The 24,978-nt window shown below is 69.1% G+C and carries 24 protein-coding genes; 14 read left to right on the top strand and 10 right to left on the bottom strand.

The features are described 5' to 3' along the window. Positions 1–127: 127 nt before the first annotated feature. From AB0E90_RS39675 to AB0E90_RS39685, 3 genes are all read right to left on the bottom strand, one after another. A complete protein-coding gene (locus AB0E90_RS39675) occupies positions 128–721 on the bottom strand; it encodes a hypothetical protein (RefSeq protein WP_360417361.1) in 594 nt (197 codons plus the stop codon). 323 nt (positions 722–1,044) lie between these two features. After that, positions 1,045–1,260, bottom strand: a complete 216-nt coding sequence (locus AB0E90_RS39680) for a DUF397 domain-containing protein (protein WP_360417363.1) — start codon at positions 1,258–1,260, stop codon at positions 1,045–1,047. A gap of 11 nt (positions 1,261–1,271) precedes the next feature. Next, entirely contained in the window at positions 1,272–2,108 is an 837-nt protein-coding gene (locus AB0E90_RS39685; RefSeq protein WP_360417365.1) for a helix-turn-helix transcriptional regulator, read from the bottom strand. Positions 2,109–2,580: 472 nt separating this feature from the next. On the opposite strand from AB0E90_RS39685, the gene AB0E90_RS39690 reads away from it, so the two are divergent. The 12 genes from AB0E90_RS39690 to AB0E90_RS39745 all read left to right on the top strand — a co-directional run bounded on the left by AB0E90_RS39690 (position 2,581) and on the right by AB0E90_RS39745 (position 14,308). Beyond that, positions 2,581–3,339: a hypothetical protein gene (locus AB0E90_RS39690; protein WP_360417367.1), complete on the top strand. Its 759-nt coding sequence runs from the start codon at positions 2,581–2,583 to the stop codon at positions 3,337–3,339. A 285-nt stretch (positions 3,340–3,624) separates the two neighbouring features. After that, complete coding sequence (locus AB0E90_RS39695; protein ID WP_360417368.1) at positions 3,625–3,972, top strand: hypothetical protein; 348 nt, start codon at positions 3,625–3,627, stop codon at positions 3,970–3,972. 364 nt (positions 3,973–4,336) lie between these two features. Then, positions 4,337–4,795 (top strand): hypothetical protein, encoded by a 459-nt coding sequence (locus AB0E90_RS39700; protein ID WP_360417370.1) that lies wholly within the window; start codon positions 4,337–4,339, stop codon positions 4,793–4,795. A 424-nt stretch (positions 4,796–5,219) separates the two neighbouring features. Then, complete coding sequence (locus AB0E90_RS39705) at positions 5,220–5,999, top strand: DUF2637 domain-containing protein (RefSeq protein ID WP_360417372.1); 780 nt, start codon at positions 5,220–5,222, stop codon at positions 5,997–5,999. Between the two features lie 504 nt (positions 6,000–6,503). Further along, positions 6,504–7,394, top strand: coding sequence for a replication-relaxation family protein (locus tag AB0E90_RS39710; protein WP_360417374.1), 891 nt, complete (start codon positions 6,504–6,506; stop codon positions 7,392–7,394). Then, positions 7,394–8,041 (top strand): hypothetical protein, encoded by a 648-nt coding sequence (locus AB0E90_RS39715; protein WP_360417376.1) that lies wholly within the window; start codon positions 7,394–7,396, stop codon positions 8,039–8,041. Before AB0E90_RS39710 ends, AB0E90_RS39715 begins: the two co-directional genes overlap by 1 nt. Positions 8,042–8,214: 173 nt before the next feature. After that, positions 8,215–8,478 (top strand): hypothetical protein, encoded by a 264-nt coding sequence (locus AB0E90_RS39720; RefSeq protein WP_360417378.1) that lies wholly within the window; start codon positions 8,215–8,217, stop codon positions 8,476–8,478. Positions 8,479–8,544: 66 nt separating this feature from the next. After that, the gene (locus AB0E90_RS39725; RefSeq protein WP_360417380.1) at positions 8,545–10,200 is read left to right on the top strand and encodes a recombinase family protein; all 1,656 of its coding nucleotides are present in this window, start codon (positions 8,545–8,547) and stop codon (positions 10,198–10,200) included. A 130-nt stretch (positions 10,201–10,330) separates the two neighbouring features. Beyond that, entirely contained in the window at positions 10,331–10,873 is a 543-nt protein-coding gene (locus tag AB0E90_RS39730; RefSeq protein WP_360417382.1) for a DedA family protein, read from the top strand. Continuing rightward, positions 10,861–11,394 (top strand): GNAT family N-acetyltransferase, encoded by a 534-nt coding sequence (locus AB0E90_RS39735; RefSeq protein WP_360417384.1) that lies wholly within the window; start codon positions 10,861–10,863, stop codon positions 11,392–11,394. The genes AB0E90_RS39730 and AB0E90_RS39735 overlap by 13 nt, the downstream gene beginning before the upstream one ends. A gap of 9 nt (positions 11,395–11,403) precedes the next feature. Further along, positions 11,404–12,792 carry an amino acid permease gene (locus tag AB0E90_RS39740; protein ID WP_360417386.1) on the top strand — a complete coding sequence of 463 codons (1,389 nt, stop codon included), beginning with the start codon at positions 11,404–11,406 and terminating at the stop codon, positions 12,790–12,792. A 1-nt stretch (position 12,793) separates the two neighbouring features. Beyond that, positions 12,794–14,308, top strand: a complete 1,515-nt coding sequence (locus AB0E90_RS39745; RefSeq protein ID WP_360417388.1) for an AMP-binding protein — start codon at positions 12,794–12,796, stop codon at positions 14,306–14,308. Between the two features lie 6 nt (positions 14,309–14,314). On the opposite strand, the gene AB0E90_RS39750 is transcribed toward AB0E90_RS39745, so the two are convergent. From AB0E90_RS39750 to AB0E90_RS39765, 4 genes are all read right to left on the bottom strand, one after another. Next, positions 14,315–14,770, bottom strand: coding sequence for a hypothetical protein (locus tag AB0E90_RS39750; RefSeq protein ID WP_360417390.1), 456 nt, complete (start codon positions 14,768–14,770; stop codon positions 14,315–14,317). A 26-nt stretch (positions 14,771–14,796) separates the two neighbouring features. After that, the gene (locus AB0E90_RS39755; protein ID WP_360417392.1) at positions 14,797–15,489 is read right to left on the bottom strand and encodes a hypothetical protein; all 693 of its coding nucleotides are present in this window, start codon (positions 15,487–15,489) and stop codon (positions 14,797–14,799) included. Between the two features lie 169 nt (positions 15,490–15,658). Further along, complete coding sequence (locus AB0E90_RS39760; RefSeq protein WP_360417394.1) at positions 15,659–16,339, bottom strand: hypothetical protein; 681 nt, start codon at positions 16,337–16,339, stop codon at positions 15,659–15,661. A gap of 35 nt (positions 16,340–16,374) precedes the next feature. After that, positions 16,375–18,045 (bottom strand): serine/threonine-protein kinase, encoded by a 1,671-nt coding sequence (locus tag AB0E90_RS39765; protein ID WP_360417396.1) that lies wholly within the window; start codon positions 18,043–18,045, stop codon positions 16,375–16,377. A 191-nt stretch (positions 18,046–18,236) separates the two neighbouring features. Here AB0E90_RS39765 and AB0E90_RS39770 point away from each other — a divergent pair, with 191 nt between their 5' ends. Together AB0E90_RS39770 and AB0E90_RS39775 are read left to right on the top strand one after the other, a co-directional pair. After that, entirely contained in the window at positions 18,237–18,614 is a 378-nt protein-coding gene (locus AB0E90_RS39770) for a nitroreductase family deazaflavin-dependent oxidoreductase (protein ID WP_360417398.1), read from the top strand. A 312-nt stretch (positions 18,615–18,926) separates the two neighbouring features. Beyond that, the gene (locus AB0E90_RS39775) at positions 18,927–19,616 is read left to right on the top strand and encodes an RICIN domain-containing protein (RefSeq protein WP_360417400.1); all 690 of its coding nucleotides are present in this window, start codon (positions 18,927–18,929) and stop codon (positions 19,614–19,616) included. 90 nt (positions 19,617–19,706) lie between these two features. Here AB0E90_RS39775 and AB0E90_RS39780 read toward each other — a convergent pair whose 3' ends face one another. The 3 genes from AB0E90_RS39780 to AB0E90_RS39790 form a co-directional block, all read right to left on the bottom strand. Further along, complete coding sequence (locus AB0E90_RS39780) at positions 19,707–20,834, bottom strand: hypothetical protein (RefSeq protein ID WP_360417401.1); 1,128 nt, start codon at positions 20,832–20,834, stop codon at positions 19,707–19,709. Positions 20,835–20,969: 135 nt separating this feature from the next. Then, on the bottom strand, positions 20,970–23,444 hold the full coding sequence (locus AB0E90_RS39785) for a tetratricopeptide repeat protein (RefSeq protein ID WP_360417403.1): 2,475 nt from the start codon (positions 23,442–23,444) through the stop codon (positions 20,970–20,972). 9 nt (positions 23,445–23,453) lie between these two features. Continuing rightward, a complete protein-coding gene (locus AB0E90_RS39790; protein WP_360417405.1) occupies positions 23,454–24,977 on the bottom strand; it encodes a phospholipase D-like domain-containing protein in 1,524 nt (507 codons plus the stop codon). Position 24,978: the final 1 nt, after the last annotated feature.

Genomic DNA, 24,978 nt, shown 5'->3' on the forward strand with positions numbered 1-24,978 from the left:
GCGGCACACTGCGTGTCCAACTCCGTGCCGACCGTGCCGGAATCCTACGGCCATACCGCCGAGGACATGAGGACGACGCACGGTCCGTGCAACGCGGGGCGACGAGACGGCGGCGCCGGGGCGGTGGTCACCTCGTCGTGAGCCACTCCCAAGCCTTCATCTTGTCGCCCGTGACATCGTGGTTGACCGTCCCAGCGACTAGATCATCCGAGAGCGGATACCGGACGTCTTCCTTGCTCGACAAGAAGAGATCAGCGAACAGGCCGGCATCATCGCAGTGTTGCCGCAATACGCGTGTGACTTCAGAGCACTCCGCGCCGACCAGATCACGCAGCGCCTCGATCGTCAGATCTTCGTCGGCATACTGGCTGTCGTCGATCTCGATGCCGTCGCGCTCGACGAGCTGCCCTAGCGTGAAGGCGTCGATGAGCGGGGGCGGCCCGATCAGATCGCCGTTGACCCGGTATCGCCATTCGCCGGATGACCCCTCGTCGAAGGCAAAGGCAGCGAAGTCCAGATACAACGCGCCGAGAGCAACTGCCCGCAGCATGCACCGGGTCCGCTCGACCTCGGAGGTGTAGCCGGTCAACCCGTGCTGCTCGAGGATGCCCCACGCGTAGGCGGCCCAGGTCAGCTCCGATCCGGAGACCCAGATCTGGATGACCGGTTCGACCACCGCCTTGACGTCATCCCAATCGAGTCGGTCCATCTCGATCTCCACGCCGCATCCTCCGCCGCATCGACGACATCCCACGCCCAGCCGAACCTGAGTCCACAGAGGATAGCCAACCGATTCTGGCTGAGGTGGCTCGCCACTCGGAGCGAACCGGACGATGATGCGCCACCGGATTCTCCTGGCCACCGCCACCGGCGCCTCGGGGTCGCGACGCCTGGCGCAGACCCGCCTGTCGAGGGCCGAATCGGGCAGCCACTGACCGCAGCCACCGCCGGCTCGCCTGCTTGTGCGGGAACATCATTCCCGGAAGCCGCTGCTCCTGAAGACCTGCGCGACCGATTTCGCCAGGCTCCGGCATACCTGGGCTGCTATGTCGTCAAGTCGAACTCGCCGATCTTGACTCCGGCGAGGAACGCGGTCCATTCGTCGGGAGTGAAGATCAGCGCCGGGCCGCTGCGGTCTTTGGAGTCGCGGACGGCGACGATGTCGGGAAGGTTGCGGGCGACCTCGACGCAGTTGCCGCCGTTGCCGTCGGATCGGGTGCTCTTGTGCCAGACTGCGCGGCTGAGGTCTGCGGTGCTCATGGCCAACTCTTTCAGGATGGATCGCCAAGCTGCTCGATGAGGAGCCGCGACTCTACGGGCCCGAGGGCCGCAGCTCGCAGGTCATCCCACAATTTAGTGTAGGCCCGGACCAGATCGGGCCGGTCGAGGTAGTCGGCGTCCGTGAAGGTCTCGGTGTAGATCACGTCCGATGCCGAGTCCTGGTCGAAGCGCAGGATGACGAAGCTGAACGAGGAGACGGCGTAGGTCTGCGCGGCGAAGGGCAGGACCTGGATGGTCACGTTGGGCCGGTGGCTCAGCGCGACCAGGTGGGCGAGCTGGTCGCGCATCGTGCCCGGGCCGCCGACCATGCGCCGGATCGCGGACTCGCTCAGGACGTAGGCGAGTTCGGTGTTCTCGTCGATGATCGACTGTCGTGCCAGTCTGATCTTCACCTGCTGGTCGAGCGCCTCTTCGTCAGGAATGCCCGGACTGGTCAGGATGGCTCGGATGTACGCCTCGGTCTGCAGCGTGCCCGGGATGATCTCGGCCTGGTAGGAGCGGATCTCCGACGCGTCGCCTTCCAGGTCGACGAAGGTGCGGAACCAGGCGGGCAGCTGCTCGCGGTAGCTGCTCCACCGGCCGCGTTGCCGTCCGGCTTTCGCCAGCTCACGCATCGATGCGGCGACGGAGTCCGGCACTCCGTAGGCGTTGATCAGCAGGGTGAGGTCCGTCGGTCGCACGCCGCTCTGACCGAGTTCGATGCGACTGATCTTGCTGGCCGCGGACTCGATGGCCGCGGCTGCCTCGTCCTGCGTCATGCCGGCCTGCTCGCGAGCGCGTTTGAGCGCGATGCCGAGGCGACGTCGCTGGATGGTCGGGTTGACCAAGACGACTGCTCCTTCCATTAAGCCGAGAGGTGAACGGCCCAGCTACCGCAGCCATCATCCCCTTCCGCATTCGATAGTGCGACTTGGGTTCCTAATTTTCGTGCCCGGCGGTAGCGTCACCCACAGCAAAATTAGGAGTCCAACTTAGGCTCTCGTCCAGCGCGGCACGCGTCAGGACGACCGCTTACTCACCGAACGGGAGGCGGGAAATGGATGGAAACACCTACTATGCGACTTCGGCCGAGAGGCAACTGAACGAGGCGCAAGGGATCCTCGACACGCATGTCACCTCCAGTGCCACAGGTCGATGCCTGGCTTGTGGCTCGCTGGGCCCGTGCTGGAGGAGGGAGAGCGCCGTTGCGATCTTCTCGCGGAGTCTGCGCCTGCCCACGCGCCGACCCGGTGCCAGCAACCCCGAGCTGATCAACGCGCACTGCGTCACTGCGCCCGACCTGTTCACGGCGGGGCGGAAATGAGCAACGCCACTGCGCACCTGGACCGCGCTCGTCGTGTCAGCGCCGTCGACGTACCCGCAGCGATCGCCCTGTTACGAGGATTCCTGGAGCGACGAAACCCCTACCTGACCGCCGTCGACCCCGAGATTCGGGACATGGCCGAGTTGTTCGTGAGGCTGTCGATCGACGCCGCCACCGAATCCGCCCCGGCGGGCTGGGCTGCCTACCTGCATCGGGCCGCTCTTAACCTGAACGGTGCGACCGCTCCGAGGACACAGGACGCGACCAGCCTGGTCATCGAGTTCGCGCGACGACGAAGGACACCCACCGCGCCCGACGATCTCATCACTATCGAGACAGGACCCGCTGGCGGCGATTCCTCCGCAGGTAGGGAGGTGACCACCCGATTCGCAGTGGCGAACATGCTCCAGTCCTACGGACTGTGCGAGGCAGCGGGACGCGAGGCGATAGCAGCCCTGTTTCAGTGGTCGCTGCACCACGACGACGCGCCGGACCTGACCTACCTATACCTGGCCGAGGCCCTCGCGGTGCACGTCCGCTGCGGCCGCGCACGGGAGAGCAAGTCGATCGTGAATGCCTACGGGGCAATGCTGCCCGGACCCGGCACTGAGGGGGAGGCGTTTCTCCGCTCCCACATCACGCTCAAGCTGGACGAACGCGAACAGACTCAGCGTCACGCTCTGGTGTGCGGCATCCGCCGACGACGATCCTGCGAAGATCTTCGCGCGACGATCCTTGCCAGCTTCGCGGCCTGACCTGTGGTGACTGACCGGCGCGGCCGTCAGCCGGGTTCGGGCTCCGGCTCGCGACCCGGCGTCGAACGAATCCGATCATCGATGAAGTGCGGCTATCGACGGCTGGGAGATGCTGGCAGGCTGGCATCCGTGACGAGAACATCCGATCAACCCGGGAGCGGCGAGAGCGGCACGCCCGGTGCGACCCTCGCGCTCCGGGAAAACGCGGAAGCGCTGGCGTCGGAGTTACGCGATCTCCCGGCCTCAGTGTGGCCGGCTCGGTCGCGCGGTGCAGCGTCGTCGTACGTGGTGTTCATGGAGGACGAGGTCGCCTTGGCGGATCTCGTGGTGGTGCTGTGGGACATCGCGCGGTCCCAGCCGTTTCCGCCGGAGGTGACGGTCCAGTCCGGTGTCGCCGGGGTGGTGGTACTGGTGCACGGCCCGGATTTCAGTCTCGCGGGTCGTTCGGGTGGTCCGGTGCTGGTGGTGTCGAATCGGATCCGTGGGGTGTTGCGGATCGATCGTGATCCGAGCTGGCAGCAGGAACTGTCGGCCCTGATCGGTGAGTTGATCGCGGTAGGGCAGGGTTCGGAGCCGTTCGACGAGTCGGTGGTGCCGCCGCCTCCGCGGATGCCGTGGCACCGCGACCAGTAGCCGACTTCCTACGCACTCCACCGGCCGGTTTCTCGTCGGAATCCTCGTCGCGGGCGGCGACGTACTTCAGGAAGCGGGCTTTGGCGCGCTGGCGTTGCTTGTAGGCGGTGTCCAGGCTCATGCCGAGTTGGTCGGCGGCGTCCTGCATGCTGACGTGGTCGAAGCCGGTGATAGTGAGCAGCTTGACGTCTCGTTCGGCCAGCGGACTTCCGGCATCGGCGAGCGCGGACAGAAACTCGTGGAAGAGGACGTTGAGGTCCTGATCAGGCGCACCGCTGGCCACAGGTTCGGCTATGGCTGCGGGTGACGGGCGCGTTCGGAAGGTTCGGGCTCGTTTGGATGGCCGGGGTTGTTGGCTCTTGGCGTGGGTGACGCCGCTCTCGATCAGCTTCATGCCGAGGTTCGTCGTACGGATGTCGATGGTCGTCATCCGTTTCAGGAAGCCGTAGAGCAGGTCGTGGTCGATGTCGGCGGTGTCGTCGTGGTATGCAAGGGTGACGCGTTTGCGGGAGCGGCGCAGGCCGCGGGCGGCGAGGCTGATCGCAAGGAGCCGGTACGGCTCGGCGGTGGCGTGCCGGCGGCCGCCAGTGATGACGGCGGCCCAGATCTGGTCGCGCTGGGGGTAGTCGGCGTCTTCGAGCAGGAACCGCAGGAGCGTGCGGGGCCGCATGTCCTTGGGCGGCAGGCCGGGCCCGAGGTGATCGGCTGGGACGGTCCAGTTGAGCATCGCGAAGCGGTCCTCGAACCAGTCGAACAGCGGCCCGTGCCGAGCCTCGATGCCATCCCGGTTGCCCGGCAGCACGAGCGGAGTCAGATCGCGTAGGCCCAGCTCAGCGCCGCGTGAGAGTGGTGTTGATCGGTTCGGCTGCACCACCAACCCCCGTCGCCGGTGTGATCGCTGGAAAAAATCTTGCGGGTCTGGTGTCCAGAACGGCGTCGAGTCGCCCCTTTCTCCTGTAGCAAGCCCGCGCTCTCTTGCTTGCGTGCCGCCGTCGCCGCCCTCGGGCTGCGGCGGCTGCCTCGTTTCATCCCCTGCTCCGCTGCCGCGGGGCAGGCTCGTCGTCTTCTGTGGAGAGTGAAGCCATGATTATCGATCACTGTCACGCTGTTTGGGGAGAGCAGGATACGCGCCGGTTCTGTCACCAGCGCCGATCCGAGCCCGTTCGCGATCTGTCACGGTCTGTCACCGCGAACCGGATCCTTCCCACCGCCCGGCACGACCGGGCATCACCGGTGCGGGGCCGCCGGTGAGCGAACCTCGTCCACCATTCCCGGCGCGGGCGGACCGTGCCGTCCGTGTCGAGGGTGTCGTCCAGGTCGTCATCATGCTGGCGATCGGGGCGGCCGCGGCGGCGGCCTCGTTCACGCACGTGCACGACGTCGCTCAAGCGCACGGCCAGCCCGGCTGGCTGGCCTGGGCTGATGCGATAGTGCTGGAGCTGATGTCCGTGGCCGGCGGCCTGGAACTCCGGCGCCGCAAACGCCTCCGTGCCCACCTGTGGTTCCCGGCCGTGGTGCTGACCGTCGCTGTGGTGCTGTCGCTGGGCGCGCAGGTCGTGGAGGCCGAGCCGTCGGTCATCGGCTGGCTCGCAGCGGCACTGCCCGCGGTCGGGTTCCTGGCCATGGTGAAGATCGCACTCGGCCGAGCCGGACCAGGCCCGGCCGCCACGGTCCCGGCCTCGGCGGCCGTCCCGGACGGTCCCGGACGTCCGCAACAGCCACCAACCGTCGCGGACGACGGTCCGCCACCCGCGACGGTCGACGACGAGATCCGCGACCTACTCCCCGTCGCTCGCAAGGCCGCGGACGACCTGACCCGCGAGGGTCGGCCACTGTCACGCGAAGCCCTGGCCGAAGTGCTCCGCAGGCAGGGCCACGCGATGTCCAACGCGCGAGCGTCCGCACTGGTCAAGCTCATCCGCGACCAACCCACCCGCCCCGAAGCACCAACCGGAGACGGCGACACACACCCGACCACGGGGAAAGCCGACCTGCCTGCTACCGCCGTCACCGGCTCGCCGTCGTGATGACGGGCGTCGGCGGTGCTGTGGCGAGCCGTCTGCCGTCCTATCAACGAGAAGGAGTGTCCATGAACCGCCCGTTAGCAGGGCCGCGGAAGTTACCTCCGTGCTCCTGCCGAAGTCCAGACCCAGCGCCCGCGGTCGATCTGTCAAAACCTGTCACGCCGGCGACCACGGCTCCGTCACCGCTGCTGCTCGCCTCGCCGCGCACCCAACTGGCACCCAACACTGACGGCAGGCCCGGACCGCCGACCACACCACCACCAGGTCAACCAGCCGACGCATCCCTTCCTCGGAACGGAAGCAACACGGCTTTCGGGGCAGACCGACCGGTTGGGTGTGGTCGGGGTGTCGGTGCCGGGGTGCATCCGGGTGGCGGTGTGGGGGTCGGTCTTGACATCGACCCCCACACCGACCCCATCGTCCGCCTGTCAGTGCAGGTCAGCCGCTATCCGGCGGCGGTCGTCGTGTGCTGCGACAGACCCTCGTCTGGGGTCTCCCCTGGGGGTGATGCCTATCCCTACCAGCCCTGAACAGCGCCTGCTACGGGCGCAATCCGCTCTCACCGGCCGTGATCTGCGGCTGCTCGGCTGGCTCTACGACCACGGCGTCCTGACCACCGACCAGATCAACACCGCCCTGTTCGGGTCGCTGACGTTCTGTCAGCGGCGGCTGCTCAAGCTCCTCGCGTTGGGCGTGGTGGCCCGGTTCCGGCCGCAACGCTGGGATGGCGGCTCGTATCCGTACCACTACCTGCTCGACCAACTCGGCACCGAGATCGTCGCTGCCCAACGCCGCGACCCCCCGCCCCGCCGCGACCAGGCGAGGCAGCGCCGCCAGCACCTGACCTCCCGGGCGAACCTGCCGCACCTGCTGGCCACCAACCAGTTCTTCGTCGACCTGGCCGGCCACGAACGCACCCACCCCGGCAACCGCCTCATCCAGTGGCGGTCCGCCTCCGCCCTGCAAGAGAGAGGAGCCTTCTTCCGCACCGGCGACGACCCCAGCCTGATGCTGCTCACCAACCTGCCCCGCCCGGACGCCCACGGTGTCTGGGCCGAACACGATCGGCAGGTGCCGTTCCTGCTCGAGATGGATCTCGGCACCGAAAGCCTGACCATCCTCGCCAACAAGATCATCAACTACGTACGGCTCGCGGACATGACCCGCTGGCAGTGGCCGGTGCTGTTCTGGCTGCCCTCGACCCGCCGCGAACTCAACCTCCACCAACTCCTGACCGACACCGACGTCCCCGACCTGGTGGCCACCGCCGCCGGCGACCACGCCACCGCCACCGGACAGTCGCCCGCCGAGAACGTGTGGTGGATGCACGGCCACCACGGTCCCCGGCTACGCCTGGCCGAACTCCCTTACGAAGACGACACCACGGAGCACACCTGATGAACGCCCACGAAGCCGAACCAACCAAGACCAGCAACCACCACGACACCGGCGAGCAGCAACCCGGAAGGACCGGCGTGCTGCCGCTCCGGACCGACGACCACGGAGACGATGTGCAAGCGACACGGACACTTGCCGAGCTACTCGGCGAACCGGAACCGATCCGCCACCCTGACGACGTGCAGTGGTTCACCGCGACCCTGCTGGCGCATCCGGGCAAGGCGGTCCAGACCGCCCCGGTGATCGCCATGGTCGCCGAACTGCTCGACATCCTGCGCGACGACCACGTCAGCGACCAGCAAGCCCACCACGCCCTACACCGTGCCGTCCGGTGGCTACGCATCTTCACCACGGAACCGCCCGGACCGACCAATCGACACCACCCGGACACCGGCCGCCGCAACTACGCGGCCTCCGAGGAGAACCTCGCCGCGGCGGCCGCCTCCCGGCAACTGGCCACCACCTGGCTACGCGGCACGCGACAAGCCGCCATCCGTACCGCCCCGGTCATCGGCGTCGTCGACCAACTGCACGCCGACCTGCAGTACTCCACCAGCAACCGCGACGCCCAATCCCGGCTACGCCACGCCGTCGCACTGCTCGACGTCTTCGTCACCGACGACCAGACGGCACCACAACACAAGTAGCACTCGCACGCTCTCACCGTGGCCGGCACCCGTCGGGGTGCCGGCCACGGCTCGCGCCAAGAAACCTTTGTGCCGACCAAGATGCAATTCCAGAAACCGCATTGAAGAAAGGAATCCGAGCACATGATTCGTCACGCAACGCACTCAATCTTGCGTATCTCCTATGGAGGCATATGCCGCGCGACCCCGACCATTCAGCAACAGAAATCGGGTATCATCGAAATACGCCTGCCGAAACCGGTCCGGGATCCAGAAAAGCCAGAAAACCACGGACCACATCGGGCCGAAAACAGGCCGCCATAACCGACATCCGAATCCACCACATCGAAACGGTCCCCATGGCCGCCGCCCAATACGCCAGAGCAGTGGAAGCTCTCGCCGTCCTCATCGCCCGCTACGAACGCGAACACCCCGACGACGACCCAGACACCGCATGACGCACGACCAGGTGGGGTGGCGCGACAAGCGCCACCCCACCGACCACCCCTCGGAAGGAAATGCCCGTGGCAGCCACCACCGCCCGCTCCCGACGCCGCCGCACACGCACCGGCTTCGGCGACACCCCCACCGGCACGCGCCGCGTAGCTCTCTACCTACGTCGCTCCACCGACGACGAGCACCAGCCGTTCTCCATCGACGCCCAGCTCGCCGCGCTCACCTCGTACGTCAACTCCCAGCCCGGATGGATCATCGCCGGAGAACCCTTCACCGACGACGCGTCCGGAGCCACGACCGAACGCCCCGGCCTGCAACGCGCCCTGCGCGCCGCCGCAGCCGGCCGATACGACGTGCTGCTCGTCTACCGTGTCGACCGGTTCTCCCGCCGCCTGTCCGACCTGCTGGACCTACTCGGTCAACTCGAAGACGCCGGAGTCGCGTTCACCTCCGCCACCGAACCGTTCGACACCTCCACCTCCATCGGCCGCATGCTCGTCCAACTCCTCGGCGTCTTCGCCGAATTCGAACGAGAAACCATCATCGACCGCGTCATCAACGGAATGAACGCCAAAGCCGCCAAAGGAAAATGGCCCGGCGGCAACCGCCCCTACGGCTACCTCATCGACCGAACAACCCAGAAACTCACACCACACGAACACGAAGCGGCGATCCTCCGGGAAATCGTCCGCATGTACGTGAAGAAACGCCTCGGCACCCGCGCCATAGCCGACGAACTCAACCGGCGCGGCATCACCAACCGCACCGGCAAGAAATGGTCCGGCATGACGATCGGCCGCCTCCTGGAGAACCCTGCCTACACCGGCGACATCGTCTACGGCGACACCCACGTCCCCGACGCCCACCCCGCGCTCATCGACCGCCCCACCTGGGACCACATCCGCGTGATCGCCGACTCCCGCTCCGACGCCCACAACCAGCGAGCCATGAACGGATCCGACTACCACCTCACCGGCCTGATCACCTGTCCACGCTGCAAGAACAAGTACATCGGCACCTCAGCCAAAGGCCGCACCCGCAGCTACCACTACTACACCTGCTACTCCCGCAGCCGATACGGCGCCCACGGCTGCACCAGTCCCCGCCTGGACGCCCCCGCCATGGACGAAGCCGTCCTCCAAGCCCTGCACGACTTCTACCGCGACGCCGACACCCTCATCGCCAACGCAATCAACCAGGCTCGAGCCCACCACCGCGACACCAACGCCGACCGGCACGCCGAACTCGACGCCATCGAAACCGCCATCACCGCCAAGACCACAGCACGCGACAAATACCGGACCGCGTTCGAGAACGGCACCATGGACGAGGAAGACACCGGCCCGCGACTGCGCGAACTCCGCACCGAGATCGAAGCCCTCAAAGTCCGCCGCGACGAGATCACCGACCTGATCAGCGACGAACCCGTCGCACCGTCGCCCAGCACCCTCGCGAAGACCCGAGCCCGCCTCGAATACGTGATCACCAACGGCGAGTCAGCCGAGCGCAAGGCCATCATCGAAGAGCTGATCGCCGAGATCCGCATCATCGGCGACGAGATCATCCCGGTGTTCCGGCTGCCCCGCGACGAGGCCGTCGCGGTGGACGCGGCGACACCCACTACGTCCACCGGCGACGGCAACGAACCGGATCCGGTTCGCGCAATGCCAAACCTGGTGGGCCGGGCGAGACTCGAACCGCAGCCTGTGGAAGGCGGGTGGTGATAGCACCACCTCGAACCGGCTGGCCAGCACCATCGTTCGGGGACCGGAACATCCGTACGGTCGGAAGCATGTTTTTGCACCTCATGCCCCTCGTCTCCTCGCCCTGCTCTATCTGATCGTCTTTGCCGCGGTGGCCGTCGACGGGTTTGTGCCGATCGTGCCGTCGGAGGTTCTGGTGATCGGGCTTGGGTCGCTGAGCGCGACCGGCCGCCCCAACCTCGCCGCCCTCGTGGTGGCCGTAGTGGCCGGTGGCATGGCCGGGGACCGGGTTGCCTATCTGCTGGGGCGTAAGGCGGCCGGGCGTTTCCGCGCCGGGAAGCTGGCGTCAGCCAAAGCCCGAGCCGAACAAGCCCTCCTCCGACACGGCGGCGCCGCGATCCTGGTCGGCCGGTTTCTGCCGTACGGGCGCACGGCGACCGCCCTGACCGCCGGCTCGGTGGCTCTGCCGATGCGGCGGTTCCGACTCTTCAGTTGGCTCGCCGGGGTGGCCTGGGCGGCGTACGCGATCGGGCTCGGCCGGCTCGGTGGCGCGACGTTCGGGCACTCGCCGCTGGTGGGGGTCGCGTTCGGCATCGTGCTCGGGCTGGGCCTCACCGCGCTGCTGAAGCGCCGGACCAAACGGGCACCAGCATCCGATCAGGATTTGTTAGCGTCCCCCGCATGCCAGAACTGATCATTCCCACCAGCCGGTTGCAGGCTTCCTGGCTCGAGGCGCGAGACGAGTGGCCACCGGGGGCCCACCAGGACGGGACGGGTCTGCGCCTGGCGCCCAACGGCGGCCTCGACAAACCCGAAGCGTTCGCCGAGTGGGTCGATCTGCTGCGAAGGCAGTCGGACCGGTCGGTGGCGGTCGGCGACGGGCGGGTCCAGGCCACCCACTGGTGGATCGTCGAGGACGACACCTACCTGGGCGCCATCGATCTCCGGCACTACCTGAACGCGCTCCTGCTCGACATCGGCGGCCACGTCGGCTACAGCATCCGGCCGTCCGCCCGGCGGCGCGGCCTGGCCACCTGGGCTCTCGGGGCGGTTCTTCCCGAGGCCCGCGCGCTCGGCCTCGACCGCCTCCTCCTCACCTGCGACGACGACAACGTCGCGTCGGCGCGCAGCATCGAGCGCAACGGTGGCGTTCTGGAGGACGTACGGCATGCCAAGCGCCGCTACTGGATAGCGCAACCGGCCCATCCGGAGTAATCCATAGGTATGGATGGGATTTTCCGGCGTAAGCCGGTCGAGGACATCACCGACGAGGGCGACACCGGCGGCCTGCACCGGTCGCTCGGGTTGTTCCAGCTGACCGCGATCGGTGTCGGCGGCATCATCGGGGCGGGCATCTTCGCCCTCGCCGGGGCAGTGGCGAACGAGACCGCAGGCCCCGCGGTGCTCGTGTCGTTCCTGATCGCGGGTGTTGCCTCGGCGTGCGCGGCGCTTTCCTACGCCGAGTTCGCCGGGCTGATCCCCAAGGCGGGTTCGGCCTACACGTACGGCTATGCGGTTCTCGGGGAGATCGTCGGCTGGTTCATCGGGTGGGACCTGCTCCTGGAGTACACGGCGATCGTCTCGGTCGTGGCGATCGGCATCTCCGGGTACTTCTCGTTCCTGCTCGACGACATCGGCGTACACCTGCCGGCTTGGATGTTGGGTGCGCCGGGGACCGGTGGCGGGCATGTGGTGGACCTGTTCGCGGTGTTGTTGTGCCTGCTCATCGCGTACCTGCTGAACCTGGGCATCCGGGCCGCCGCGCGCGCCGAGACCGTCGTCGTGGCGATCAAGGTCGCGGTGGTTCTGCTGGTGGTCATCGTCGGCTTCTTCCACATCCACACCGGCAACTACCGACCATTTTTCCCGTACGGCGTGGGCGGCGCGATCACCGGCGCGTCCACCGTGTTCTTCGCGGTGTTCGGTTATGACGCGATGTCGACGGCGGCCGAGGAGTCGCGTGATTCGCGGCGGCACATGCCGAAGGCGATCATCTACTCGCTGATCATCTCGATGGTGCTGTACGTGCTGGCCTGTCTGGTGCTCACCGGCATGCAGAAGTACACCGACATCGACCCGGAGAGCGGCTTCTCGTCGGCGTTCGCCTCGGTCGGGTTGTCGGGGCTGGCCGACGTCATCGCGGTCGGGGCGATCATCGGCATCCTGACCGTGATGTTCACGTTCATGCTGGGTGTGACCCGGGTGTGGTACTCGATGAGCCGCGACGGCCTGCTGCCGGCCTGGTTCGCCAAGCTGCATCCGAGGCGCCAGGTGCCGGCCCGGGTGACCTGGATCGCCGGCGCGGTGTCCGCGGTGATCGCCGGGTTCCTGCCGATCCGGGAGGCGGCCGAGCTGACCAACATCGGCATCCTGCTGGCCTTCGTGGTGGTGTGCGTGGCGGTGATCGTGCTGCGTTATCGCCGGCCCGACCTGCCGCGGGCGTTCCGGCTGCCGGCGATGCCGGTGGTTCCGGCGCTCGGCGTGCTGTTCTCGCTCTGGCTGATCACCTACCTGTCCCCGGTCACGTGGCTGCGGTTCGCGGTCTGGTTCGTGCTCGGCCTGCTGGTGTACGCGTTCTACGGCCGCCGCCACTCCCTGCTCGAGCAGCGCTGACATGGAGCTGTCGTTCGAGCCGCTCTCGCCGGTGTCCTACCTGGACCGGGCGGCCGAGGCGCACGGCGAACGGATCGCCGTCATCGACGGTGACCGCCGGTGGACGTACACCGAATTCCGTGATCGTTGCCGCCGGATGGCCGGCTTCCTTGCGCCGCGTGCCGGCGGCCGGCCGGTGGCGGTGCTGGCGCCGAACACGCACGTGCTGCTGGAGGCGCATTTCGGGGTGCCGTGGGCGGGGGTGCCGCTGGTCGCGGTCAACACCCGGTTGTCGGCCGGCGAGGTCGACTGGATCCTGGCGCACTCGGAGGCGTCGGTGCTGCTCTACGACCCGGTCTTCGAGGACCTGGTCGGCAAGCTCGGCACGGCGATCGAGCGGATCCGCACGGACGAGATGCCCGCCGCGCCGCCGCTGCGGGTGGCGCCGGCCGACGAGCGTGGCCTGTTGTCGATCAACTACACCTCAGGTACGACCGGGAAGCCGAAGGGCGTGATGTACCACCACCGGGGCGCCTACCTGCAGGCGCTCGCGATGGCCGGGCACACCGGGCTGTCGCCGTCGTCGGTGCACCTGTGGACGCTGCCGATGTTCCACTGCAACGGCTGGTGCTTCCCGTGGGCGGTGACCGCGGCTGGCGCGACGCACGTGTGCCTGCCCCGGGTCGATCCGGCGCAGGTGTGGCGGCTGATCCGCGAGGAGCGGGTCACCCACCTCAACGGCGCGCCGACGGTGCTGTCGATGCTGGCCTACGCCCCCGAGGCCGGCGACGGCGTGCCGGACGGCCGGGTGGTGCGGGTGGCCACCGGCGGCGCGCCGCCGTCGCCGGCCATCCTGCGGCGGATGGCCGAGCTGGGCTTCGACGTCACCCACCTCTACGGCCTGACCGAGACGTTCGGCCCGGCGATGATCTGCGACTGGCGCCCGGAGTGGGACACGCTCGACCGCGCCGGCCAGGCCCGGATGAAGGCCCGCCAGGGCGTGGCGAACATGGCCGCGGTGACCCCGCGGATCATCGACGCGAACGGCGCCGACGTGCCGGCCGACGGCGCGACGATCGGCGAGATCGCGCTGCGCGGCAACACCGTGATGCTGGGCTATCTGAAGGACCCCGAGGCCACCGCCGCGGCCGCGCCGGACGGCTGGTTCCGCACCGGCGACCTGGGCGTACGCCATCCCGACGGCTACCTGGAACTCCGCGACCGCCTCAAGGACGTGATCATCTCGGGCGGCGAGAACATCGCATCGGTCGAGGTGGAGCAGGTGATCGCCGACCATCCGGCGGTGCTGGAGGTGGCGGTGGTCGCGGTCCCCGACGACCGCTGGGGCGAGGTCCCGGCCGCCTACATCACGCTCAAAGACGGCAAGACAACAACCGAGGAGCAGATCATTGCGTACGTCCGGGAGCGCCTCGCCCGATTCAAGGCCCCCAAGTACGTCACATTCGGCGACCTGCCAAAAACCTCAACCGGCAAGATCCAGAAGTACGTCCTCCGCAAGCGCCCTCTGCCTTCCTGATGACGTTCAGCTGAGGCGCTCGTAGGTCAGCGAGAGGTCGCCCTCCCAGTCGCCGCCGTCACGGCGCATCTCGCCCGTGCCGACCATCCGCGAGCCGTCCTCGTCGATCACCAGCGTGCTGCGCTGCGCGAAACCGGCCTCGTCGCGGGCCCACGCCAGCCGGTTGCCGGTCAGCGTGACGGCGTAACTCCGGGACACGCCGCGCTCGTCGAAGTAGACCATGGTGAACGTCCCGGCGGCGTCGTCACTGCCGATGACCGCCACTCCGCTCGGGATCTCGCTCTGCTCCATCTCGGATCGCATGAGAAGGAACGCGCCGCCCTCGTGCCAGGCGACCGAGGTGCGCCCGCGGAACGTCGTGCCGGGCATCAACGGGTGCGTGCCGGTCGTGCGCCATTCACCGACCACCACCCCGAACGACCGGAGTGCGGGGTTGGGCATCTGAGCTGCGCTGCCGATCACACCCGAGATGCTATCCGGCCGGTCGCTCATGGCTCCGCGGTCTCGGACCAGATGACGACCTTGATCATGAAGGCGTTGTCCTGCTGGCTGACCACCTGGAACCAGCCGGGGTGGTTGTCGGAGCTGGTGAAGCAGTACTGCGCGGCCGGGTAGATGAGGGCGGTCGGCGTCGTCTTCCCGCCGGAAAGACGGTAGGTGCGGCACCGGTCGTACGCGCCGCTCTCGTCGCCGGCGCTGGTGTCCGAGAACATGGCGCTGTGCCGGGCGCTCGACGTCATCGAGTACGACGTCACCGACATGTCCGTGTCGGCGTCCGGCTTGTACTGCTTGCGCGCCGTCCCGCTGTCGAGGTCGTAGCCGGTGCCGAAGTCGGCGGTGACCACGTCGCTGAACACCGCCCCGGCCGCCGCCACCACCGGGGTTGTCCCGCCCGGCTGGCGGGTGACGGTCCTGGTCGGCGCCGGGGCGGCATCCGACTTGTCGTCCGCCGGGGTGTCCGGGTCCTTGAGCGCCACCCAGAACGCGGCCACCGTGAAGACGGTTCCGACCACGGTGGCGATGCCGACGATGGCCTTTCCGTGCCGCTCCCACCGCCCGGGGCGCGCCGGGGCCGCCGGGTCGTTGCGCCCACCCACCCCGTTGCTGTCGCCCACGATGAACGTGGCGTGGTCCCCGAACACCGGACCGTGGTGCGTGTTCCCGTTCTTCTGCGCCGTCACCGAGTCTCCCTCCAGGCGGTCCCGGCGAGTATGCGGTGACGCCCCCGGCCCCGGACGGGTGACGAACCGGAAAACCGCAGCTCAGAGCGGCTGGCCGGGCGGGCGGCGCGGGGGCCGGCGGAAAACCCGGCGTCAGGTTCACCCCGGTGGATTAGGTCGGACGGGCAGCTCAGCCGCGCCGGCAGCGGTAGGCGACCTTGGTGCCGGCCTGCAGCGGCGCCGGTTCGGTGATGTTGAGGGTGGCGGTCTCGGTGGTCGTGCCGACGCCGCTGAACGTCCATTTGAGGGTCAGGGTGGCGGTGCGCTGGCCGCGGCCGACCTGCTCGGTGAGCACGGCGCCCGGCGCCGCGTCCGAGCGGAACCACTGGTAGCGGAGCTCGCCGCTGCGGCCGTTGGTGCGCACCGTCGCGACCACGTCGACGGTGACGTCGCAGCGGTTCCCGGCCGGCCGGGGCACCGCCACGGTGGCGCTCTCCACCACGAGCGGACTGAGCCGCTGCCACACGTAGAGCCCGGCCACCACCAGCAGCGCGAGGGTCAGCAGGCTGGAGAGCACCGACACCAGCCGGCGCCAGACCGGGCGCCTGGCCGGGGCGGCGGCGGGCCAGCCGGGCGCGGCCACCGGGGTGGCCGGCACGCCGGGCCCGAAGCGCATCTCGTCGACGGCGCGCACGGTCGGCGCGGCGAACGGCGGAACGGGTGCGGCCGGGCTCCGGCCGGACGGGGCGGCGCGGACGGTCGTGTCCGGATCACCGAGGTAAACGGTGGGGACGGGACGGTCGATCGTCGCCCACGGATCGACCGCCGGCGGCATCGCCCGGTCGTCGAAGGGCTCCGGCGGGCGGCTCACGAGGCGTGGCTGTTCGCGGTAGGCACGGCGTACTCCTAGCCGGGGGTGCAGGTGTTGGCGAGAGTCACGTAGGTCGGTTTCGAGGACTGGCCCGCATTGCCGGCCGCGTCGACGGCGACGACCAGGACCGGGATGCGGGTGGCCGAGTTCTGCATCGGCAGCGGGCCGAGCGTCCCCTGGAAGACGCCCCGGCCCACCGACTTCATCGTGCCGGTCGAGGTGGTGCCGCCCAGGGCGTACCGGAAGGTGACCGTGAGCGCGGTCGCGGCGGTCCGGTCGTCGGTGGCGCCGGCCGCGATGGTGCTGGTGCGGGTGCCGTACCGGCAGCCCTCCGCCTCCAGCGACGTCGGGTTGGCGCTGACCGCGCCGACCGTGGGTGCGGTGGTGTCGGCCGGAGTGGTGCTGGTCGACGGACTCGGCGTGGGCGTGGTGGTGGTCGGCGCGCTGTTGGGCGGGGCCTTGGTGGTCGTGGTGCCCGGGTCGGCCGGCGTCACCGGCTTGGTCGTCGCGGTCGTCGTCCCCGACGTGCCCGGGGTCGGTGCGACCGACGGCGTCGCTGACGCCGGTGGCAGGGTCGCGGAGGTAGCCGGCGGAGTCGTGCTGGACGGCCCGGCCAGCACCGGATCGGCGACGATCGGGCTCGACTCGCCGCCCGCGGAGGCCGGGGACTCGGCGGCGGCGTAGCGGTATCCGGCCCCGCCGAGCAGCAGGGCCACCACCACGGCGCTGCCGGCCAGCGCGGTCCGCTTGCGACCGGTGCGGAAGCCGCCGCGGCGGCCGGCCGTGGCGCCGAGCGATGTCGTCGCGACGCTGGTGGCGCCGCCGGTGCGGTCGGGAAACGGCCACAGCAGGGCGAGCAGGGCGGCGCGGCGCGCGAGGTCCTGCAGCCCGCGCTGCTCCCAATCCGGCCCGTACGCCGTGCCGGCCACCCGCTCCATGACGTCGAGGAAGGCGAGGGCGTGCTGGGGCCGGTCGGCGGGCTGCTTGGCCATGCCGTGCCGGAGCAGATCGTGCACCGCCGCCGGAGCCGGGTCGGTCGGGATGGGCGCGTTGGCGTGCTGCTCGTGCAGGGCGAACAGGTTGGGTCCGTCGTACGGCGGCTTGCCGGTGAGGCACTCGAAGAAGGTGGCGGTGGCGGCGTAGATGTCGCAGGCGGGCGTTGCCGGAACACCCGTCCACTGCTCCGGGGCCATGTACCGTGGCGTGCCGGAGACGACGGTGTCGGCGCCCTGGCCGACCGCCACCGCGATGCCGAAGTCGGCGAGCTTGCTCCACCCGTCCCCGGTGACGAGCACATTCTCCGGCTTGTAGTCACGGTGCACGACGCCGTGGGCGTGCGCCGCGCCCAGCCCGGCGAGCGAGCCCTTCAGGACCACCAGCGCCGACTCGGGCGTGGTCGGTCCGTGCTCGCGCAGCATCTGCCGCAGCGACACCCCGTTGACCAGCTCCATCACGATCGCCGCGCCGTCGGCGGACTCGATGTATTCGTAGAGCCGGGAGATGTGCGGGTCGTCGATCTCCCCGAGCAGCCGCGCCTCCTGCCGGAAAGCCGCCCGGAACGAGGCGTCCTCGGCGAGGCTGCGCGCCAGATATTTGATCGCGACCGAGGTGCCACTCCGGTCATGGGTGGCAAGCACGACGCTGCCCGAGGCGCCGGCGCCGAGCGGACGAACAGGCGTGTAGCCGGACAGCTGCCAGCCGCTCATTCGGGGCACTCCACCCGTAAAGGGGCGGATGTCTGCCTCCGCCACGCCGAATCATTCTGGCCGGGCAGAGACCACCGTGGATCCCCGCAACGGCTGATTTCGCCGACCGGACGGGCGACCCCGAAATAGAGAGGCCCCCGCCCGAGGTTGCCGCCGAAGGACACTCCGACCGGACGAGGGAAGCAGCGAACATGAGCGACGACACCACCACCGCGCTGGCGCAGGACCGGATCATCGACATCACCACCATCGGCCGCCGCAGCGGCGAACCACGCCGGATCGAGATCTGGTTCCACCGGGTGGACGGCCGCTACTACATCACCGGCACCCCCGGCCGCCCCCGCGACTGGTACGCCAACCTCGTCGCCAACCCGGGTTTCACCTTCCACCTGAAGGAATCCGCCACCGCCGACCTGCCGGCCACCGCCCGCCCCATCACCGACCCGGCCGAGCGGGAGAAGGTCTTCACCGACCTGTTCACCCTGCTGGCCGCCTTCCTCGGCAAGCCCGGCCAGGAGCCCGAGGCCTGGCTGGCAACCAGCCCCCTGGTCGAGGTCACCTTCCCCTGACCTGCGCCGGCCCTGGCCCGTTCGCCTGCGGTCTCGGCAGACGTACGGCTCGACGTCCGGAACCCGTTTGAGTGACTGGATGTTGACCGTCCGTCGTACCGTCCCCGGAAAGCTCAACTTGGGGAGGGCGTTGTGAACACTGGTTTCTCGTTGAGCCGTCTACCCCGTTTGGCCGTCGTGGTCTTGGGCGCAATGCTCGCGACCGTTGTGTCAGTGGTCGCTGCCCCGAGTGCGGCGCATGCAGACGCGTCCGGGCAGACGCAGTGGGGCAAGATCTGTGTCCCGGGAGTGCAACAGTGCATCGCCGGCGGCATGTTGCGAATCGACGTCACCGGCCGCGGCGACCAGATCTACATGGTCAAGGCCTCCTTTGCGGCTGGCCTTGGCCTGCGGAACTGGCAGTTCAGCTACGAGCTTCGCGACACTACCGGAACAAGCGTCGACCGATACAAGCAGTTCCGTGGCACCTACCACGAATCGACGAACGTGTCCGGCGCAGAGATGTGGAAACCTGACGGTTACCCGGCCCGGACCGGGGAGGCGTGCGTCGGAGTGTGGAGCAATGCCAAACACCTTTCGACGGCGTGTGTAAGCGTCTACCCGGCGAACGTGGTGCTGCGCAGCCACGGCAACACCAGCAAGTGCCTGGACGTCGACATCAACGGCGGCGGCCGCGATGGCAGCAAGGTGCAGCTGTGGCGGTGCAACGGTACGGCGCAGCAGGGTTGGCGACTGGCCGCGAACGGCGAGATCCGCAGCGTGAAGTACTCGAGCATGTGCCTGGACGCCGATACAAACGGTAATGGCGGCGACGGTTCGAAGGTGCAGATCTACGGCTGTAACGGCCAGGGACAGCAGAAGTGGCGGGTCAGCTCCGGTGGTTGGATCACCAACGACCGGTACAGCAAGTGCCTGGACGCGGACGCAAACAATATCGGCAACGACGGCGTAAAGGTGCAGATCTGGGGCTGCAACAGCCAGCCGCAACAGAACTGGGGCTGACAAACCTGGAAGGCCGAGGCGACCGGGCGGCGCACGCGAACAGGCTGGCGCCGACCGGTCGCCGCGCCGGGATATCCGCGAGGCGTGCTTTCACTCCGATCGAGACGCCCAGGTCATGAGGCCCAGCATTTTCTGCGCTGGGCTGCGGCCAGGGAGCGGAATCGCGATTTCTTTGGTGGGCTGCAGAAGCGGCAAAGATGCTTGCAGCGCGAACCGGCTACGGCGGCGGACGTCAGCGCTCAGCCGGGTCGACAGCGCATCGGCGGCGGTCTGCAACTCCGACAGCACGTCGTCAACGCCGACCTTATCGCCGGCATCTACGAGAAGCTGGAGACTACGGAGTCCTTGCCTGAACTTTCGGACCTCGGGTTGGCTGCGCAACCACATGATGGAGCGGCCGATGCTCCAGCCCTTGTCGCGCGCTTGCGCGAAGACGAGCCGAGTCAACGGGGGTGCTGGCATCGATCGCGGCGCGGACCCGAGCCATCGGCTATACCGGCGTGCGTAGGCCGCCTGCACCTCGGCGTCGAAGGCAGCAATGAGATTGGAGCCGAAGTGATCCCATCGCAGGTTCTCCTGCGGGTCGCCGGCAATGCCGAAACCGAAGTCCTTTGCGGGATGGATCAGCAGCAAGGCACCGGTACGTTCCTGCAGTGCGAGGTAGTAGAACAACCGAAGAAGATTGGCGAGGCCCTCCGCAAGGAGGGCGGGATCCAGCCGAGGCGATTCCTGTACGCCGGCACCCGGATGCTCGAACGGACGGGTGAACACCTCAGCGACTGGTTGATCGATGCCATGACCACATAGGTGCTGGACCACACCGAGTGCCGGCGGCGGCCGCTCGGTCATCACGGGAGTGTATCGGGTCAATTCCGACGGCCCGCCGAGCGTTTCGCGTACCCGATGCAGATGTGATTGAAAGCGATCGGCCAGACCATTCGACCAGGGAATCGCTTCGAACATCGCAACCGCGCGCCGATACATATCTTGGACCGCTGTCCGATCGAGCGGCTCCGAAACTATTTCGTCGCGGTCGAGCTCCTCCAGCCAGCGCAGGTCGGGCGCGCGCATATCGACCGAAGGGCCGTCCAGCACAATCGTCTCGAAGAGGACGAGAGCCTCGACGGCGCCCGACAGACGTGCGCTGGAGACATGACCAAAGGCCGACACCTCGAGCAGTGTCGACGTGTCCACCAGCACCTTCTCGAAGTCGGCCATGTCGTCACCCATTCCGCCGCAACAGGTGCATCAACAGTAGCGGCAATGCCCAACCGCTACATCGAGCGGAAAGATCGCTGACGAGAAGGACGGACGGATCAGAGCTGATGACATCGGCTAGCGTCCATGGTTTGCCTAACTCGGGGGATTGAGCAGGGTGCGGATCTCCTCGGCCTCGGGGAGGCCCAGCTCGGTGTAGAGAGTCAGGGCCTGTTCGTAGTGCTTGCGGGACCCGGCGGCGTTGCCCAGTGCCCGGAGTGCGTGGCCCAGGCCGGCCTGGGCGGTGGCCTGCTGGCTTGTTATGCCCAGGGCGGTGGCTATGGCGTACGCCTCGGTGTGGTGGGTTTGGGCTTCGGCCGGGCGGCCGGCGGCCAGCAGGGCGGCGCCGAGGCCGTTGAGCACGTAGACCTCGCCGTCCTGGCCGCCCAGTTCGCGGACGATGGCCAGCGAGCGGGAGTGGTAGTCGACCGCTTCGTCGGGGCGGTTCAGGCCGGTGTGGAGCAGGCCCAGGGTGTCCAGCACCATCGCCTCGCCGAAGCGGACCCCGACCTCGCCGAAGAGGGCCAGGGCCGCGTTCAGGTGTTCGCCGGCCGGGGCGTAGTGGCCGGCTCGGGTCTCGGCCATGCCGAGGCTGTTCAGGGTGAAGGCCTCGCGGTGTTTGTTGCCGGTCTGCCGGGCCAGGGTCAGCGCCTGCTCGCAGTGGTCGATGGCCTCCTCGAAGCGGCCGGCCCGCTCGAAGGCGTCGCCCAGCACGGCCAGGGAGGTGGCCTCGCCGGTTCGGTCGCCGGCCTCGCGGCAGAGGGCCAGGGCCTCCCGCCAGTGGTCGATGGCCTCGGCCGCGCGGCCCTGTCGTTCCGCGGCGCCGCCCAGGTTGCGCAGGGCGAACGCCTGGCCGGTCCGGTCGCCGATCTGCCGGTAGACCTCGAGCGCCTGGCGGACGATGTGCACGCCGGTGTCGGTGCGGCCCATCTGCAGGTGGGCGACGCCGATGGCGGCCAGGGCGTTGGCCTCGGCTTCCCGGTCGGCGAGGGTGCGGGCGGCGGTCAGCGCGTGGCCGTGCACGGTGAGGGCCTCGGCGTTGTAGCCGCCCTGCAGGTGGCGGTACAGGGTGCGGGCCAGCCGGGTGGTGTGGCCGGGCCAGCCGTTGGCGGCGGTGTGTGCGGCCATCGCGACCAGGGTGAGCCGTTCGGTGTCCAGCCAGGCCGCGGCGGCGCCGGGGTCGGTCAGCTCGGGCATCGGTTCGCCGGCCGCGGGGGCCTCGGTGGGGTGCAGGGTGTGCATGGCGGTGGTCGCGGCGGTCAGGTAGTGGTCGAACAGGCGGGTCAGCGCGTCGCGGCGGTCGGCCGGGCGGTCCTCGTCCTGGGCGCGGGCGGCGGCGTAGGCGCGGACCAGGTCGTGGAAGGTATAGCGGCCCGGTCCGGGCTGTTGCAGCAGGTGGTCGGCGCAGAGGTCGTCGAGGCGCGGGGGAGTGCCGGCGCCGGCGAGGGCGGTCACGGCGTACACATCGAAGTCTTGGCCGGGGTGCAGGGCGACCAGGCGCAGCAGGCGCCGTTGTTCGTCGGGGAGATGCTGGTAGGAGAGGGCCAGGGCGAGTTCGACGCCACTGTCCAGGCGGCGGTCGCGGGCCCGTTCGTCGAGCCGGTCGGCGTGGTCGGCCAGGGTCCAGCCGGGGGTGCTGCGGATGTGGCCGGCGATGAGGCTCAGGGCCAGGGGCAGATTGCCGCAGCGCTGCGCGATGCGCGCGGCGGATTCCGGATCAGCCACACCGACCGAATGAGAGAGGAAGGCCAGCGCCTCGGCCGGGGTGAAGGCGTCGAGGGTGAGCTGGGTGGCCGGCTTCAGATCGGTGAGGCTGCGCCGGCTGGTGACCAGGGTGAGGCAGCCGGCCACGTCCGGCAGCAGCGGGCGCACCTGGTCGGCGGAGGCGGCGTTGTCCAGCACCACCAGCGTCCGGGTGCCGGCCAGTCGCTCCTGATAGGCGGCCGCACGGGCCTCCGGGTCGTGCGGGATCTGCTGGCCGGGCACGCCGAGCAGGCGGAGGAAACCGTCCAGCACGGCGGCCGGGTCGGCCGGTGGCTGGGTCGGGTCGGGGTGGAAGCCGCGCAGGTTGACGAACAGGACCCGGTCGGCGGCGCCGGCCCGGAGCAGCTCGTGTCCGGCGTGGACGGCCAGCTGGGTCTTGCCGACGCCGGCCATCCCCTCGATCACGGCGAGCGAATCGGCTTCACTGAGCTGAGCCAGCGCGCCGGCCCGGCCGGTGAAGCCGTCCAGCTCCGGCGGCAGCGCGTCCTGCACGCGGACCTGGGCCACCGCCTCGGTCTCCGCGCCGATCACCCGCAGGGCCTGGCGCCACCGGTCCACGTATTCCACGTCCGGGTGCAGCGCCGTGACCACGGCGAGGACGAGATCGTGGTTGAGCCGGCGCCGGCCGGGCTGGAAGCAGTTCGCCACGGTGGACCGGCGGGCCGCGTCGGCGGCGGGGCGGCCGGCGTTGACCCGGGCGGTGATCGCGTCGTACGAGAGGTCACCGGCCCAGATCTTCAGCAGCCGGAGCCGGTCGACGAGCTCATCGAGGGAGGTGGCGCGACCAGGATCGGGAAGTGTGTCCACAACGCCCCTTCAGGGTGGGCCGACCAGGGTCAGCACTGATTCGAGCGGGTCGAAACCGGCCGGCAGGCCGGGTGCGCGCCACGAGCCGGCCGGCGCCTCCGGTGGCAGCCACTCCGGCCGGAACATGCCGATGGCCAGGTCGAGGTCGGCCAGGTGCGGGCGCAGCTCGTCGGAGAGCGGCGTGCGCAGGTGCTCGGCCCAGAGCCGCATCCGCAGGTCGCGGACGGTGTCGCCGGTGGTCACCAGGGCCGCGGTCAGCTCGGTGTCGACCCCGGTCATCGAGCGGCTGAACAGGTTGGCCGAGCCGACCGCGGCGAACCGGTCGTCCACGATGACGACCTTGGCGTGCACGGTCAGGTGCTCGACCCGCCAGAGGCCGATGTTGCGGCGCAACTGCTGCGGCAGCGGGTCGATCACCTTGCGCTGCAGGTCGGCGTTGAGCGTGCCGTTGATCAGCGGCGAGCCGTCGGCCGGGTCGCGGGTGCCCGAGCCGACCAGGATCACCTTCACCCCGCGGGCCGCCGCCGCCCGCAGGTACGGGTACAGCTCGAAGCGGCGGTCGCCGCCCGGGTACTCGCGGAAGTATTGGTCCTCGATGTAGATATAGCGCTGCGCGGCGCCGATCGCCTGCACCAGGGTCAGGAAGATCTCGTGCACGCCGTCCGGCGAGACGTCGCTGTAGGGCCGGCGTTCCCACGGCAGCAGCGAATCGATGTACCACGGCCCGACCGACCGCAGGATCTGGCAGGCCGAACCGGGCGCCTCCCGGGCCGGCTGGGCCGGTGGCGGGTCGATCTCCGGTGGCAGACCCGGCGGGTTGAGCACCTGCAGGCCCTTGACGGCCGGCCAGAAGTAGCGCCGGCGGGGCAGGTTCACCGCGCCGATCCAGCGCATCCGCATGACCCGCCAGACGTCGGTGGTGGCCGGGCCGCTGATGATCGCGCCGGCGTCGTGCCAGCCCCAGCGGCCGCCGCGGACGGCGAGCCGGCGGTGCGGTGACTCGTCGAGCCGGCTGGACGCGTAGTCGATGCCGCCGACGCAGGCGGTCAGCTCGGTGCCCCGGCGAATCAGGGTGATCTTCTGGTGGTTGGAGCCGACCCCGGAGCCGGACCAGTCGAGCACGACCCGGTTGGCGAGCGGTTTGTCGCCCTCGTGCCGCCAGCGCCGCAGCCGGTGCGCGGTGGTCACGTTCTGGTGGAACGGCCCGATCGTGGGCCGGGTGAAGCTGCTGCTCACCACCGCCCCGGCCAGGATGACCCGGACGTCGACGCCGGCGAACGCCATCTCGGCCAGCAGCTCGCCGAACGCCTGGTAGCCGGGATCGCCCGGCCGCCGCCCGGCGAGGTCCATGTCGGGATCCAACTGCAAGCCGCAGATGTACGCCGCATCGCCCGGCCCGAGCGAGGTGAGCAGCTCCCGCATCCGCCGCATCCAGGCCCGCCCGTCGACGACGAACTCGACCGACGAGTTGTCGCAGTGCGGCGTCACCGCGGGCGACAGATAGCGGGTCACAAGATCGTCGAGCGCGGTCATG

This window comes from Actinoplanes sp. NPDC026619 (assembly GCF_040638295.1).
GTDB lineage: Bacteria > Actinomycetota > Actinomycetes > Mycobacteriales > Micromonosporaceae > Actinoplanes.

Coding starts and splice junctions, on each gene's coding strand:
- AB0E90_RS39690 (WP_360417367.1), top strand. CDS start 2,581: ATGAGCAACGCCACTGCGCACCTGGACCGCGCTCGTCGTGTCAGCGCC.
- AB0E90_RS39765 (WP_360417396.1), bottom strand. CDS start 18,045: ATGAGCGGCTGGCAGCTGTCCGGCTACACGCCTGTTCGTCCGCTCGGC.
- AB0E90_RS39745 (WP_360417388.1), top strand. CDS start 12,794: ATGGAGCTGTCGTTCGAGCCGCTCTCGCCGGTGTCCTACCTGGACCGG.
- AB0E90_RS39680 (WP_360417363.1), bottom strand. CDS start 1,260: ATGAGCACCGCAGACCTCAGCCGCGCAGTCTGGCACAAGAGCACCCGA.
- AB0E90_RS39770 (WP_360417398.1), top strand. CDS start 18,237: ATGAGCGACGACACCACCACCGCGCTGGCGCAGGACCGGATCATCGAC.
- AB0E90_RS39790 (WP_360417405.1), bottom strand. CDS start 24,977: ATGACCGCGCTCGACGATCTTGTGACCCGCTATCTGTCGCCCGCGGTG.
- AB0E90_RS39720 (WP_360417378.1), top strand. CDS start 8,215: ATGCCGCGCGACCCCGACCATTCAGCAACAGAAATCGGGTATCATCGA.
- AB0E90_RS39715 (WP_360417376.1), top strand. CDS start 7,394: ATGAACGCCCACGAAGCCGAACCAACCAAGACCAGCAACCACCACGAC.
- AB0E90_RS39710 (WP_360417374.1), top strand. CDS start 6,504: ATGCCTATCCCTACCAGCCCTGAACAGCGCCTGCTACGGGCGCAATCC.
- AB0E90_RS39735 (WP_360417384.1), top strand. CDS start 10,861: ATGCCAGAACTGATCATTCCCACCAGCCGGTTGCAGGCTTCCTGGCTC.
- AB0E90_RS39740 (WP_360417386.1), top strand. CDS start 11,404: ATGGATGGGATTTTCCGGCGTAAGCCGGTCGAGGACATCACCGACGAG.
- AB0E90_RS39780 (WP_360417401.1), bottom strand. CDS start 20,834: ATGGCCGACTTCGAGAAGGTGCTGGTGGACACGTCGACACTGCTCGAG.
- AB0E90_RS39775 (WP_360417400.1), top strand. CDS start 18,927: ATGTTGCGAATCGACGTCACCGGCCGCGGCGACCAGATCTACATGGTC.